Origin of the sequence: Paenibacillus sp. VMFN-D1 (assembly GCF_003386155.1) — a bacterium.
GTDB lineage: Bacteria > Bacillota > Bacilli > Paenibacillales > Paenibacillaceae > Paenibacillus_AQ > Paenibacillus_AQ favisporus.
Genome location: NZ_QRDU01000004.1, coordinates 186,233 through 200,896, shown reverse-complemented (window position 1 = coordinate 200,896; position 14,664 = coordinate 186,233). Strand labels below are relative to the sequence as shown.

At 53.8% G+C, this 14,664-nt stretch carries 11 protein-coding genes; 4 read left to right on the top strand and 7 right to left on the bottom strand.

The features are described from left to right. Positions 1 to 291 precede the first annotated feature (291 nt). From C7820_RS24805 to C7820_RS24795, 3 genes are all read right to left on the bottom strand, one after another. Complete coding sequence (locus tag C7820_RS24805) at positions 292 to 1,965, bottom strand: class I adenylate-forming enzyme family protein (RefSeq protein ID WP_258875384.1); 1,674 nt, start codon at positions 1,963 to 1,965, stop codon at positions 292 to 294. An 82-nt stretch (positions 1,966 to 2,047) separates the two neighbouring features. Further along, a complete protein-coding gene (gene fabF / locus C7820_RS24800; protein WP_116233309.1) occupies positions 2,048 to 3,286 on the bottom strand; it encodes a beta-ketoacyl-ACP synthase II in 1,239 nt (412 codons plus the stop codon). Positions 3,287 to 3,342: 56 nt separating this feature from the next. After that, entirely contained in the window at positions 3,343 to 3,804 is a 462-nt protein-coding gene (locus C7820_RS24795) for an acyl-CoA thioesterase (RefSeq protein ID WP_116233308.1), read from the bottom strand. Positions 3,805 to 4,069: 265 nt separating this feature from the next. Between C7820_RS24795 and C7820_RS24790 the strand changes: the two genes are divergently transcribed. Continuing rightward, positions 4,070 to 5,932 (top strand): S-layer homology domain-containing protein, encoded by a 1,863-nt coding sequence (locus C7820_RS24790; RefSeq protein ID WP_116233307.1) that lies wholly within the window; start codon positions 4,070 to 4,072, stop codon positions 5,930 to 5,932. 42 nt (positions 5,933 to 5,974) lie between these two features. On the opposite strand, the gene C7820_RS24785 is transcribed toward C7820_RS24790, so the two are convergent. From C7820_RS24785 to C7820_RS24770, 4 genes are all read right to left on the bottom strand, one after another. After that, entirely contained in the window at positions 5,975 to 6,757 is a 783-nt protein-coding gene (locus C7820_RS24785; protein ID WP_147306304.1) for a GNAT family N-acetyltransferase, read from the bottom strand. 146 nt (positions 6,758 to 6,903) lie between these two features. Beyond that, positions 6,904 to 7,272, bottom strand: a complete 369-nt coding sequence (locus C7820_RS24780; protein ID WP_116233305.1) for an LSm family protein — start codon at positions 7,270 to 7,272, stop codon at positions 6,904 to 6,906. A gap of 17 nt (positions 7,273 to 7,289) precedes the next feature. Next, complete coding sequence (locus C7820_RS24775; RefSeq protein WP_116233304.1) at positions 7,290 to 8,036, bottom strand: class I SAM-dependent methyltransferase; 747 nt, start codon at positions 8,034 to 8,036, stop codon at positions 7,290 to 7,292. A gap of 162 nt (positions 8,037 to 8,198) precedes the next feature. After that, positions 8,199 to 8,552: a hypothetical protein gene (locus C7820_RS24770; protein WP_244867613.1), complete on the bottom strand. Its 354-nt coding sequence runs from the start codon at positions 8,550 to 8,552 to the stop codon at positions 8,199 to 8,201. Positions 8,553 to 9,086: 534 nt separating this feature from the next. Here C7820_RS24770 and C7820_RS24765 point away from each other — a divergent pair. The 3 genes from C7820_RS24765 (at position 9,087) to C7820_RS24755 (ending at position 14,355) form a co-directional block, all read left to right on the top strand. Beyond that, on the top strand, positions 9,087 to 9,428 hold the full coding sequence (locus tag C7820_RS24765) for a hypothetical protein (protein ID WP_147306303.1): 342 nt from the start codon (positions 9,087 to 9,089) through the stop codon (positions 9,426 to 9,428). Between the two features lie 38 nt (positions 9,429 to 9,466). Continuing rightward, positions 9,467 to 13,090, top strand: coding sequence for a CheR family methyltransferase (locus tag C7820_RS24760; protein WP_116233302.1), 3,624 nt, complete (start codon positions 9,467 to 9,469; stop codon positions 13,088 to 13,090). Positions 13,091 to 13,278: 188 nt separating this feature from the next. Next, positions 13,279 to 14,355, top strand: coding sequence for a DUF4037 domain-containing protein (locus C7820_RS24755; RefSeq protein ID WP_116233301.1), 1,077 nt, complete (start codon positions 13,279 to 13,281; stop codon positions 14,353 to 14,355). Positions 14,356 to 14,664: the final 309 nt, after the last annotated feature.

Genomic DNA, 14,664 nt, shown 5'->3' with positions numbered 1-14,664 from the left:
ACCATATTATAAGAGTAAAAGGTTGGGCCGACAACCGTTTTACCTTCAGAAAATAGGCCTCTCTCTGCGTTACTGCTGGCACCCGGTAGTTAAGCCGTATCTGGGGTTCCTCATTTCGGTTCGACGTTCGGCGGCATTTCCAACCGCCATCCACCTTCTCCTTCACCCAAGCAGCTTCGCCTTTTCCCCTATGGCTGGCAGAAGGCAGCAAAAAAAGGACACCCCTGACGGGTGCCCTTTCACCGAATCTTATTTTTTATAACGAACCGTAAATAGCGTTTTCCGCCAACTTTATTGTCTCTCAAACAATCCGTTCTTCTGATCCTCTACCGCCATCTGCTTCACGACAAAATGCTTCTTCTTGCCGGTTGCGGTATACGGCAGCTCGTCAATGAACCGGTAGAAGCGCGGTTTCTTGTAATTGGCCAGCATCGGATGATCGCTGCAGTACTTGTTCAGTTCTTTGGCTGTCAGCTCCGGATCCTCCTTGATCACGTAAGCGACGATTGATTCGCCGCGCAGCTCGTCCGGTGCACCGACGACGACCGACTCCTTCACTTTCGGGTGCTGATTCAGAATTTCCTCGATCTGCACCGGGTGGATATTTTCGCCCGAGGAGACGATCATGTCATTTTTACGGCCGACTACAGTCACGAACTCATTCTCGTCCCAGGTTCCCATGTCCCCGATGTACACCCAGCCTTTATAAAAGACCCTCTCGCTCTCATTCGGGTTGTTCACATAGGCATACGTGGATTTGCCCGGCGACTTGACGATGATCTCGCCGACTTCGCTGCCATCGCGCGCCACCACATCATCCGGTTCCGCCCGTCTGTCCGGGTAGACCTTAACAACCGCGACATCGTCGTCGGTGCAGGAACGTCCGGCCGATCCCGCCATTTCCGGCAGATCGTAAGGACGGAGGAACGTGTTCCAGAACGCTTCCGACGTGCCGTAGCCATTGAAAATATTGGGCGTCAGCGTTTCCTGGAATTTGATGCAGTCCTCGCGCTCCAGCGGCGCACCCATCGTCACGATGCCTTTTAATTTGGACAGGTCCACAGGGTTTTTCTTTTGGGCGTCATAGAGCATTTTGAGCATAGGCGGCGCCCCGATCAGGAAGGTCAAGTTGTATTTCTCGGCGAGTTCCAGGCATGTTTTCGGATGGAAGTATCGTAGAATGACGATTTCAGCCCCCACATACAGGGATGGAGTCGGTCCTCCGGAATGGATGCCTCCGCGGTGGAACCAAGGGCTCATATTCATCGTTTTGTCGGTAGGGTTGAGAGGGAAATGCATCGCCACGTCGTGGGCGGACAGGATGTCGTTGATGTTGTTGATTGGAACCCCTTTCGGCTGGCCGGTGGTTCCCGAGGTATACAAGCGTGTAATTTCATCGTAAATGTGGGATGGCCGCTCGATGGCCGGATTATGCTCCGGCTTGTCCTGCACATAATCGCTGTAGGTGATGTGATCCGCAGGTGCCTCTTGATTGCCGTTTATATCGACCATCACGATCCGGCGGGGGCGGTGTTTGGCCATGGCCAGCGCCTGCTCGGCCGTTTCCTTGATTTCCGCATCGTAGATGTAGACGGCAGGCTTGCTGTCATCGAGGATGAACGCGGTTTCTCCGGGGGAGAGCTTGAAGTTGATCGGGCAGTTGATCGCGCCGATTTTCTGCGGAGCCAGGTAGCTGAACACAAATTCGGCCGAGTTGAGCAGCTGATACACAATGACCTCATTTTTGCCGACTCCGTCTCCGAGCAGGGCATGCGCAAGGCGGTTTACTTCCCCGTTCAGCTCAGCGTAAGTCCAGGTGCGGTCCCGCACCGGATCGGTCAAGGCCGGACGACCGGCAAACCGGTGCACGTTCCGCATAAATCCGTTGATATACGTAAACTCATTTTCAAATGTATCTTTAAACATCCGAACATCATAGGTGAATTGTTGTTCCATGGTACCCATCTAACTTCCTTCCTTCATATTTAAAATTAAACCTTTGCGAGACTTCGAAAAGCGGAACAGGGCTTCTTGCCCGTCCGCTTCGTTAATTGGTTCCTTCGTATTTCCCGACGATCAGGGACGTATTTTGTCCGCCAAAGCCAAAAGAATTGGACATCGCGATACGGACCTTCGCCGCTCTCGCCTCATTCGGCACATAATCCAGATCGCATTCCGGATCCGGCTGCTCGTGATTAAGCGTCGGCGGTACGATCCCTTCGCGGATCGCCTGAATGCAGGCAATCAGCTCCGTGACGCCGCCCGCACCCATCAAGTGGCCGGTTGCCCCTTTGGTCGAACTGACCGGGATTCGGCCCGCCCCTTCGCCAAACACGGCTTTCAGGGATTTGGTTTCGATCCGGTCGCCAAGCGGTGTGGACGTTCCGTGCGCGTTAATATAATCCACGTCGGACGGAGTCAGCCCGGCTTGTTCCAGGGCCTGTTCCATACACCGCACTTCCCCGGCTCCTTCAGGCTCCGGCGAAGTCACGTGGTAGGCGTCCGAGCAGTTGGCGTGGGCGAGCAGCTCAGCCTTAATGTCGGCTCCCCGGCTCTCGGCCGATTCGAGCCTTTCCAGAATGACCGCGCCGGCTCCCTCGCCCATCACGAACCCGTCGCGATCGAGGTCAAACGGCCGGCTCGCTTTGGCCGGATCGTCATTCCGGGTCGACAGCGCCCGGGCCGACGCCAGTCCGGCGTCCATCAGTCCGCACAGGATGGATTCCGCGCCGACGGCCACGACCGCATCCGCTTGTCCGGACTGCAGGAGCATGGATGCCATGCCGATGGCGTCCGCACCGGAAGAGCAGGCGGTGTTGACCGTATAGCTCGGGCCTTTGAAGCCATACGCGATCGAAATTTGGGCGGCAGCAATGTTGCCGAGGATTTTGGGAACCAAATACGGGCTCACGCGGGCGCTTCCCGTTCCGGTCATCTGCTCCTGCGCCGCCGCTGCCGTCGTGATGCCTCCCAGCGCCGTTCCCAGCACGATGGCCACCCGCTCGGGCTTCGCGTCGAGTTTACTGTCAGCCAGCGCCTCTTGGGCTGCCACCAGGGCAAACTGCATGAAAATATCGGTCTGTCCGGCTAACTTTTTCGGTATGTAGTCCGTTGGGTTAAACGCTTTGACTTCGGCTGCAATCTTGACCGGCAGCTCCGAGGCATCAAACCGCGTAATGCTTCCGATCCCGCTGTTTCCTTTCAAGAGATTGTCCCAGTAGGCCGGCACGCCGATGCCGATCGGGGTTACGGCCCCCATACCTGTAATCACTACGCGCTCCTTCACTTCGAAAGCACCTCCTCTCTATTTTTGCCGCAAAATATATCGTCTTTACTTGTAGATTAAGCTTGGGCCGATGGCTTGCCTGCCAACGCGCCGCTCCATGTGCTGCTGATCTGTTTCCACAACTCCGGGAAACGCTTCTCCACGTTAAAAGGAAGACCCTGGTCATCCACGTACGTATGGGACGTCGTCCCCTCGCACGCCAGCTTTCCGTCCTGCTTCAGCACCTGATAGGTGAACGTCATCCGGCTCCGTGACAGGGCTGTCAGCGACGTGCGGACCGTGACGGGCTCCTCCGGGCGGAGCATTTTTTTATAATCGCAATCCGCTTTCAGGCAAACCAGCGAAATGCCATTACCATGAAAGGTTTCCATGTAAGGAAATCCGTATACGTGCATGAATCTCATGCGCCCGTTCGTGAACCAATCAAAAGCCTTGGCGTAATAGGAGATTCCCGCCGCATCGCAGTCCCCCCAGGTCACAATCATCTCCATGTCATGGCTGGGAAAAGAATCTGCCAATCTCGCTCCCTCCTTTCGCTCGTGCTATTTTTCACACTGAACATTATACTCCGATTATCAAAAATAAAAAGTAATTTGCTAACTTTTATAAGGTGGCCCACTCTTTACCTGTGATTCCAATCCACCATTGAATCTATTGTCCATTCAAGGATTGCCCTGCCGGCATGTTTTCAAACCGCGAAAATTTTGATTGAAATACGCCTGATAATCACTACAATTCAGATTAGGCTTATTGGTTATTATTTCATGTCCAATTGGGGGAAATATGTTGAGAAATACGTTGATGAAAGTCCTCTCGTCCGCGGCGCTGCTCAGCGCCATCGCCGTACCCGCCGTTAGTGCGGAAACCGCCACCACCCCGTTCTCGGATATCGCCGGATCCTACGCAAAAGATGCCATTAACGAGTTAGTCGAAAAGGGCATCGTTAATGGAAAAGGCGACGGCAAGTTCGATCCAACCGGAAAAATTGAAAGGCAGGACTTTGCCATCATCCTTGCCAAGGCATTAGGTCTGGACGTTTCCAGTACACCAACGTCGCCGACTTTCTCGGACGTACCTTCTGACAGCTATGCCTATGCTTCTGTCGAGGCCGCCGTCAAGGCGGGGCTGATCAAGGGGCAGGGAAACGGAACTTTTGGCACCGGCTCCAATTTGTCGCGCCAGGATATGGCGGTCCTGTTCGTTCGCGCTCTGGGCGTCGATTCACAGGGGAAAGGCTCCATTTTAAAATTTTCCGACGCGAGCTCCATTTCCGACTATGCCAAGGATGCCGTCGCCGTAGCGGTTGGGTTCGGATTGTTCAATGGAGGCACCGACGGCAAATTTGATCCAAAAGGCGGTGCGGCAAGAGAAGAAGTGGCGCTGGTGGCCAGCCGTTTTTTTGACGCCAAGGAGATTATAGACAGCCAAACGCCGCCTTCGCAGCCGGATCCAGCTCCAACCACGCCGCCGGAACCGGCAAAGCCAGCCACTCCGACACCTCCGGCAACCTCTGTGCCATCCTCATCGGGCGGCGGCAGCTCTAATGGGAATCATGGCGGCAGCACGCCTAGCCAGCCGGAAACGTCAGCACCGGCGGTTACCTTGGTTTCTTCGTCTCCACTAATTATTGGAGATCCGATCAAATTAATCAGCAGCAAAGTAGGCAAAGTGTATGTGGTGACATATGCAGCAACTCCAATGAGCAAAGCGGATCTAGATTCACTGGATGATCGGTTTAAGAGTTCAGTTCTAAGCGCGAATCAGGTGACGGAAATGCAAACATCCTCGTTGACAGCCGGAGAATACAAAGTATATTTCGTCGATCAAGAAGGGCGTATGTCGGCGCCGTCTGCTAAAATCGTGCTTCAGGATAATCCTAGGATCACATTAACGAATGAAGAAGAATCCTCCTTCCTTTTAGGTAAGGAAGGTGCTGTTCTTAAAGATCTCACCGATAATCCTTCTAGTGCAGACAGAAATATTAACGATTGGATTCAGGTAAAGTGGCACGGTAAGTCTTTGGATATGATCTATAATTCAACGCAACACAATTTCAAAGTTTTTGAAGATGACAATCGGGTAGGCACATTGGAAGTAAGCTCTGAATCTTCCGTAATTTCTATTGAGCCTACTGAAGATGGGTTGCATATCCGGCCAACCGAAGAGGCCAATGAAACAACAAAAGCTGATTTGCAGTTTACCCTAAAGAGTTACAGTAGAGAGGAAGAAACTCAACAAGAGTTAGGTCATGTTGATTTGCCGGTTCATTTTGACCTTGCACCTTCCGTTACCGAGGCGACTTACCAAGACGGCGTTATCACTTTAACGGTAGATCAAGTTCTTCACCAAATGGATGTTCTCCCTCTCGTTAAAAGCATCTCCTATTCTTCAAGCGGCGAGTTTGGTAATGACAACGGATATTTACTTCAAGATGAAGAGTTCAAAGTTGCGTTAAGTGAAGACCCAAAGCAATTTACTATAACTCTCACCGACTCTGTGCTGAACGAGCTACTCTTGAACGAAAACGGAAAATTCCGCCTGGTTATCTCGGGACTTAGAGACGAGACTGGCAACCTGTCCGAAGAAGAAACCTACGACGTGAACATATCAAATGTAGAGCCAAACCCCACTTCCAAAGGTGAATAACGCACACAAAAAAACGGCCAACATCCTTGGCCGTTTTTCCATTTACCCCTCCTGCCCCACAACTTTCATCCTCAGCAGACGGGTCCGGGTCACCATCCCTGCGCTTTCCAGCGTCCTCTTGGACGCCTCGTTGTAATACCAGCAGCCGCTGAGCGGCCGGATCCCCTGTGCATGACACCAAGCTTTCAGCCACAAAATAATCTTTTGCCCTATTCCCTGATGGCGGTACGACTCGTTTGTAAACATGCCGATACTGGCGGTGCCGTCGATTAAGACCGAGCGCTCCACAATGCCGACTCCCAGCAGCTCACGGCCCCGATACCAGGTAAAGAGCTCTCCCTTTTGGATCCGTAATGCGACAGAACCCAAAAAGTCTCCGCATACCCGCTCAATGTCTTCCAGATCGGCAAGCTCTGCGGGACGTAACATGCCCGGGTCCGAACCTGGATCACTCGTCAGGTCTAACCCGCTGTCCTGAAAGAAATAGGCCTGCTTCGCGATAGCCATGTCATGGTCCAGTGCCAAGCTGAGCAGCAGCTCATCTCCCGTCGACACGAGCACCTCACTGACCTGATGCTCTTCCAGCACCCGCCGCAGTAGAACCTGCGCATGCCTCTGGTGAGACCGACGCAAGTAAAACTGCGTCAGAAGACTGTGATCATGAATGGCGTAATATCCTATCGACACGTTTTCAGACAGGATGATATGAAATTGCGAGGCCAGAATATACTGCTCGTAAAAGGTATCAAACGGCGAAGACAACCCTTTTATGTACTCCTGCTGCAACTCTCGTATTTCTTCGATCCCACACGCTCTGGTGTCCATGCTCGAAGCACCCCTTCCAACCATCCTTTTCCTTCATTTTACATCGGCTTCCCGCTGGCCGAAACTACAAAAAAAGACCATTCCCGCACGGAATGGCCTTATGTTCCACAGTGCTCCCAGGAGGATCGCTTGCGGCTCGCCCCCCGTTAGATTTTAAAAGCCCCCATCAGCGGCATAATCATCTGCAGCATATTCATGCCCACCCGAATATTCGGGATAATCTGGCCGAACATGCCCATGAGCCCTCCGGATTGGCCGGCAGTCTGACCCTGCGCATTGGGTTGACGGCCGCCGCCAAACAAGGCGCTCAAGATGCCGGATACCTGCACTTCTTTTTCCCGTGTCGGCGGGCCTGTCATTTTCGACCGTCCTCTGGCCGCGGACAGTACAACCTGCCCGTTCTCAATACCCGTTACGTAGCCTACATACTGCGTACCATCCTTGAGTACCACCCAAACCGGCTGCCCCAACAACTGGGCGGCTTGTTTAGGATCGACAACATACTCCTGCTTCATGAATCTCACCTCACTTCTCAGCTATCTGATCCGCCCGCCAATCCCTTGACTCCGATCCATACCGCATAAGACAATACATCGCCAAACTCTTCGTAGAACTGATGATTCCTCTGCAGCAGCTGCAGCGCTGCCGGATCGTCCAGCCACTCCATATCGAACATTTGGTATGGATCAAAGGATATGTTCACTCCCTGCTCCTGCAGCGAAGCCAGACGGTCCGAAGGAAGCCGCGCGTCCAGACTGCGGAAACCCGCCTGCTTCAATAGCTGCTCCCATTCTTCCAAGGAAGGAATGTCCCGGGCACCGTACAGCTCCTGCGCCGCTTCCTTCAGCCCCGGATAGTCCTGCTTCCGGACCATTTCCCGGTCGTATAACAATCCGCCGTCCTTGAGCACGCGGTGATATTCCTTCAAGGCAGCCGGAATGTCCACAAATAAGGTAACCGACTCGACAAAAACGACATCGAACCCGCCGGCTTCAAACGGAAGTGAGGCGGCATCCGCAATCCGGAAGTCGACCTCCACCTCCATGGCCTCGGAACGCCGGCGGGCTTTTCCGATCATGCCGTGATGTACATCTACAGCGGTTACCCGGTAGCCCATTTTCGCCAAGTGACAGGCCGTTCTCCCGGTTCCGCAGCCTACCTCCAGAATATTCGCCCCGGCCGGTATGGCATCGCGCTCAAGGAGTGCCAAGGTGCTGTCAAAGCCGCCTGGATGAGCAGCCCCTTCACCCAACGCAGCCAACATATCAAAGTACTTCAACGTTTTTCGCCTCCATCAGGCACTCCGTCCGGTCTTCGGCCCGCCATGGCGGACGGACAGGTCTCCCGTTTTCCTTTTAAAAAAAGATCCCTGCATTCCCTATCGTCTGCAGAGATCAGTTCACATCCGGCAAAGCGCCAGTATATATATCTTCTATTCTATTTAGATGAAGAGGAACGGTATCAGGAATAATAAAGCAATGGAAGTCCAGGCCAAAGCCCCGTATCCCGGCGGGTAACCGTAACCGTAGCGGCCGCCATAGCCGCCGTAAGGACCGTATCCGGGGTAGCTGGATGTTTTGGCTTTTTGCTGCAGCTCGCTTAGCTGCTTGCTGGCTTTTCCGGGGTTCGTGGACAGAATGGTCGCACGGGGAGCAGCGTCACCGAGCTCCAGTCCATGATCCGAAACTCCCTTAATCGTGCCATACACTTGCGTACCATCCTTAAGAACCGCACAAACGTGCTTGCCGACATACGATCTGCACGTCTCAGCCGATGGTGATTGGATCAGCATCATGCCTATTCCTCCTTCCCACTTCATTCCTTTATCCTATTCACCTGCATCCGGAGTCGAAAGGGGAATATGACCATTTATAGGGAGCCCTGCGCTTCAAACTTCAAATGTCCGCATAGACGGCTCCCCCGCCAGATTGGCTAAACTCGCTCTTCGAAGAGGCCCGATACCATTTTCAGACCGAATAATGCGCTTTTTCCTCCCGCACAGAAACATATGGATAAATCACAAACTATATAAAGGTCTTATATACTATCATCCATACGATCAGTAGGGGATGTAGATTCAACACAGGTTTTGTCGAATTTGACGACATCGGGCATGTTCCTCTACGATGAACACAAATAAAAAAAGATAGACTTGAAAACTTTGGGAGATTATACCCATGATCTTTATTATAATAAAATTAGCCCTTAACCGAGGGGCAAGGAGGAACATGCTTGTATATCGTTTACTCAACTGTCGTTGTACCCGCCGATAAGGCCGACGAAGTTATCCATATTTCGCCCGATGAAACAAGCCGGCACTTACGAACGATTGATCGATCGGGTAACGCAGCTGATTTACGAAGCCGACCCTTCACTCATGGACCGGTACGGCGAGAAAGGAGTGCAGAAATGCAAAGATGATAATGCGCACCACATGCGTCATCTGGAAACGGCACTCGAACTTGGCGATTCACGGGTATTTAGCGATTATGCCGTTTGGCTGAATGGTATTCTGAACACTTACGGCATGAGAACGCGTACGCTGACGGATAACTTCCGATACCTTCAGCAATCTCTTTCCACAGTGGATGAATTGGACGAGCCCACCAAACGGGCCCTCGGCCAGTACCTGACCGATGCGATAAATCGGCTTGAGGCAGATCAAGATTGATTGCTTTTCAAGAATGATAACGGAAGGGGTAGACGCGGATGAACGGGAATGGACGTAATGAACTGCAAGCTGCAGCACCGGTATCGACACAAGAACTGACGCTCGTCAATAAGGATACACAGGAATTGGACCCCAGCTTTGTGGTGGGTCTGGGTGCATCAGCCGGCGGACTGGAAGCATTGGAGACTTTCTTTGACCAAATGCCGACAGACACAGGGATGGCCTTCATTGTCGTTCAGCACCTTTCTCCGGATTACAAAAGCCTGATGGACGAGATTTTGCGCAAATACACTTCCATGCCCATTCGCGAAGCCAAGCACGGCATGAAAATCAACGCGAATCATATTTATTTGACCCCTCCACGTAAAATCCTCACCGTTATGGAAGGACGTCTGCAGCTGACCGATTCCATTCCGCCTGCAGCCCTGCACCTGCCGATCGATATGTTTTTCCGCTCACTTGCCATGGCTTACGGCACCAAAGCCGTAGCCGTGATTATGTCCGGAACCGGCACCGACGGTTCACGGGGAATACATGACATTAAGGAAGCCGGGGGACTCGTCATTGTTCAAGACAGTCAATCGGCTAAATTTGACGGAATGCCCAGCAGCGCAAGGCTGTCCGGTAACGCCGACGTCGTGCTGGCCCCGAAAGAAATGACCGAAAGGCTGATGCAGCACGTGCATGGCGCAGAGTACGAGAGCATGACATCGGTCCGGGAAACCATTACGACCGAGCAATACATTCAGCTCATTTTTGAGAAAATCCGCCAGGACTGCGGCGTGGATTTTACCTATTATAAACGAAACAGCGTGCTGCGGCGGATCGAGCGGCGGATGGCCATTCATAACGCCCCCTCCATGGCGGCTTACATGACCTATCTGGAAGAGCACCGTGAGGAGCTGCAGGCGCTGCGAAAGGATCTCCTGATCGGTGTCACCAATTTTTTCAGGGATCCCGAAGCGTTTCAGACCATTTATGACAAGGTACTCCCGGAGATTTTCGAGCGCAAAAGCCTCTCCAAGGAAATCCGCGTATGGGTGGCGGGGTGCTCGACGGGGGAGGAAGCCTACTCGATCGCGATGCTGCTGCGCAAATATGCGGATACGCTGGATGAGCCTTATCTGATTAAAATTTTCGCCACCGATCTGGACAAGGAATCGATTGAATACGCCAGCCAGGGCATCTATACGCAGAGCAACATCAGCCATCTTTCGGAAGAAGACCAGGAGCGCTTCTTTATTAAGGACGACGATATGTTCCAGGTGAGCAAAGACATCCGCAAGATGGTTGTATTCGCGCCGCAGAACATCATCAAGGACCCCCCGTTCCGGAATCTCGACCTGATCACCTGCCGGAACATGCTGATTTACCTGCAGCCGGAAATGCAGCAGAAGGTGCTATCCCTGTTTCATTTTGCGCTGAATCCGGAAGGCTTCCTGTTCCTTGGGCCCAGCGAAACGATCGGGCGCTTTGCGGGGCAGTTCGATTTTGTGGACCGGCGCTGGAACATTTTCTCGCACAAGAACGGAAAAGCCGAAACGGAATCGCGGCTGTTCTCACTCGAAGGGCGGATTTCGCAGACCCAGTCCTACCGCAAAACCACGCCCCCTCCGGCTGCTGTCCGCGACCAGGCAACGCCTAAACGTCTGGACGATCTGCAGGGGGCGCTGGTCGAGGAGCACATTCCGCCCGGCATGATCGTGGACCAGAACAACGATGTAATTCACCTGAATGGAGCGATCAACGATTATCTCATGCTTGCCCAAGGCAAGCCCAGCTGGAATTTGTACAAAATGATCGACCCGAACGTATCCGTCGCGGTATCGGCCGCCGTCCAGAAGGTCCGGCAGGAGCGGCGGGGCGTCGTCTATCACTCGCTCGGCATCGCCACCAACACCGGCGAAACGGTCGTGGACCTGCACATTCGGCCGTTTTCGCTAAAGAATAAAGCGTTCGATAAATACGTGCTCATCCTGTTCATGGACCCCGAAGAGCCGGATGCCGCGGCGCAAATGGTCTTGGAGCCGTTCGAAATCGACCGCAACGTCAGCTCCCGGATCATTGAGCTGGAGCAGGCGCTCCTAATGGCGGAGGAATCCCTTCAAGCCACCGTTGAGGAGCTCGAGACGTCCAACGAGGAGCTGCAGGCGACGAACGAAGAGCTGGTGGCCGCGAACGAGGAGCTGCAGAGCGCCAACGAAGAGCTGCAGTCGGTGAATGAGGAGCTGGTGACCGTCAACACGGAATACCAGTTTAAAATCCAGGAGCTCACCGACGTGAACAACGACATGAACAATTTTCTGGTCAGCACGCGCATCGGCACCATTTTTCTGGACAAACGGATGTGCATCCGCCGCTTTACCCCGGCGATCACGAAGGAGATCAACCTGCTGGAGGTCGATTACGGCAGGCCGATCGAGCACATCTCCCACCATTTTAAATACGATACGCTGGTGGCCGATGCGAAGCAGGTGCTGCAAACGCTCGTTCCTTTCGAGAAGGAGATCCAGAGCCAGGACGGCACCTGGTACAGCATGCGCATCCTGCCATACCGTACGGAGCAGAATTTCATCAGCGGAGTTGTGCTGACGTTCGTGAACATCACGGATCTCAAGGCGGTAAATGAGGAGCTGACCAAGCTCAGCTACGCCGTCGAGCAAAGCCCGAGCATAACCGTCATTACCGACGTCGGCGGGTCGATTGAGTACGTGAATCCGAAATTCACCGAGATTACCGGATTTAGCCTTTCTGAGTCGCGGGGAAACAGCCTGAAGGCTTTTTGCAAGACGTCTGAGGGAAGTCCCACGGTCGATCTGATCATGGAAACGGCCAAAAACTGCGGAATCTGGAAAGGCGAGCTGAACAGCACCAAGAAGAACGGGGAATTGTACTGGGAATCGGTGAAGCTCATTCCAATTAAAAACAAGAAGGGCGAGATCATTCACTTCGTCAAACTGTCCGAGGATATCAGCGAGCGCAAGCAGGCGGAGGAGATGCTCCGCAAGACCGAAATGCTGTCGGCCGTCGGCCAGCTGGCTGCAGGCATCGCCCACGAAATCCGCAACCCGCTGACCGCGCTGAAGGGCTTCACCAAGCTGATGTCCAACAAGGGGACGGGCAACGACTCTTATATAGGGATCATGCTGAACGAGCTGAACCGCATCGAGCAGATCGTCAGCGAGCTGTTGGTGCTGGCGAAGCCGCAGGCGGTCGATTTTGTCCAAATGGACCTGGAGCCCATCCTCCATGACGTCATCATGCTGCTGGAATCACAGGCCAACATGAACAACGTAGAGATGAACATCGACCTGAAGCCGGGCATGAGGGTGGTCTGCGTCGAGAACCAGCTCAAGCAGGTATTCATCAACGTGCTGAAAAATGCGATTGAAGCGATGCCGCGCGGCGGCGAGGTGAACATCCAGGCCAGCCTGAGCGACAACCATAACATCATCGTGCGGTTTGCCGACAACGGCTCCGGCATTCCGGAGAGCAAGCTGGCGAAGCTGGGCGAGCCGTTCTATTCGACGAAGGATAAGGGAACGGGCCTCGGCCTGATGGTCAGCTACAAAATCATCGAGAATCACCAGGGGGCGATCCGTTTTGAAAGCGTTGAAGGCGAAGGAACGACGGTCACCATCACGATTCCGGGCGTAGCGTAAGGATTACCGCAGAGTTCATCATGATATCAGTAACGGCAAGGCGGATCATCAAACCGAAGGAAAATTATTAAAGGAGGCGTTGTCTATGGTAACTCCCTTAGTTAACCGGGCAGAACAACGAAAGGGGATAACGCATCACTAGCCCGACAACCTGCGTGTTTCCCCGATGATCAGGAGGATGGGAAACCTTGAGTTTATTTATTCCTGGATTACAGCTGTCTCAGTTGTTTTATGAAGAAGTCGTCAGCAAACTGATTCAATGTCCGCATGCAGCGGCTTTGATCGGCGAAGGCTCCGAGGTGCTGGGGTATGACCAGCCGCGCTCGACCGATCACAGCTGGGGACCGAGGCTGCAGATTTTCGTTTCAACTACCGAGGTCGGAAAGGTGAGTATGCGCGTCGACAGTGGGCTGCCGGACGATTTTATGGGATATCCCGTGCGGTTCTTTTCATGGCAGAACGGGACGGTTCAGCACCATGTCCAAGTGACGACCCTTGAGGAGTGGCTGGCTTCGCAACTCCGCATTCACGGACCGGACCCGCTCACTCCACAGCGGTGGCTGTCTCTCCCGCAGCAGCATCTGCTGCAGTTTACGGCAGGCGCCGTATTCCATGACGATGCCGGTGAGCTGACCCGAATGCGCGGGCAGCTCGCATGGTATCCGCAGGATATTTGGCTCTGGATGCTGGCGTCCCAGTGGCATTTAATCGGCAATTTGCAGCCGCTTATAGGCAGGACAGCCGAAGCCGGCGACCTTCGCGGCTCCGTTCTGATCGCCTGTACCCTGGTCCGCCGGATCATGGAGATGTGCTTCCTGCAGGAGCGGACATACTGGCCTTACCCTAAATGGTTCGGAACAGCCTTCTCCCACCTGGCTGCCGCCCCCGCAGTGGGACCGGTTCTTGACCGTATCCTGGCCGCTGCAGACACGGGAAGCCGGGAGCAAGCCGTCAATCAGGCGCTGATTCAGCTGGCAGAGCGGCATAATGCGCTTGGGATCACCCCGGAGATCCCGCCGCAGATCACGGATTTTCAGGTCGGGATTAACGGCGCCGTCCGGCCGTATCCGGTCTTGAATGCTGGAATCTATGCCGAGGCCTGCCGGAAGGCGATCGCCGATTCCGCCATCGCCCGCCTGGTCCCGACCGGGGCGATCGATCAGCTGACGCACGCGGATGACGCACTGATCAACTTCACCTCCTGGCCAGAGCGCTTGAATGATGGATATGCGCAGGAATTGAAGGGTTCTGCGGGCTCGGAGTGAAATGCTGCCTTAAATAACTAACCAAATTCAGTGCGAAACCAGTCGTCTGCTTCACACTAAGTGAAAAGTATATCTATTTCACCTGCACGCTGGCAGGCGGCGGCTTAAGCGCACAAAAAAGAGGGGCTCTCCCCCCTCTTTTTTGTGCTTATTGTAAAGTGTGGGCATACAGCAGTAAGCGGAACTGAAGTGCTGCGTTAAGCCGTTTGCTCAGGGCACCCGTGTGCCCGCGGCTTGCTAGCACGCCTGAGCACACTTGCCCGCTGCCCGGTTCGCCAGCCGCATTATTCCTTCCGCTCTCGCATACCC

What these genes read in the sequence shown, in the direction of transcription:
- C7820_RS24770 (WP_244867613.1), bottom strand. Translation starts at nt 8,552, where the DNA reads ATGATGCTGATCCAATCACCATCGGCTGAGACGTGCAGATCGTATGTC.
- C7820_RS24790 (WP_116233307.1), top strand. Translation starts at nt 4,070, where the DNA reads ATGTTGAGAAATACGTTGATGAAAGTCCTCTCGTCCGCGGCGCTGCTC.
- C7820_RS24805 (WP_258875384.1), bottom strand. Translation starts at nt 1,965, where the DNA reads ATGGGTACCATGGAACAACAATTCACCTATGATGTTCGGATGTTTAAA.
- C7820_RS24785 (WP_147306304.1), bottom strand. Translation starts at nt 6,757, where the DNA reads ATGGACACCAGAGCGTGTGGGATCGAAGAAATACGAGAGTTGCAGCAG.
- C7820_RS24780 (WP_116233305.1), bottom strand. Translation starts at nt 7,272, where the DNA reads ATGAAGCAGGAGTATGTTGTCGATCCTAAACAAGCCGCCCAGTTGTTG.
- C7820_RS24760 (WP_116233302.1), top strand. Translation starts at nt 9,467, where the DNA reads ATGAACGGGAATGGACGTAATGAACTGCAAGCTGCAGCACCGGTATCG.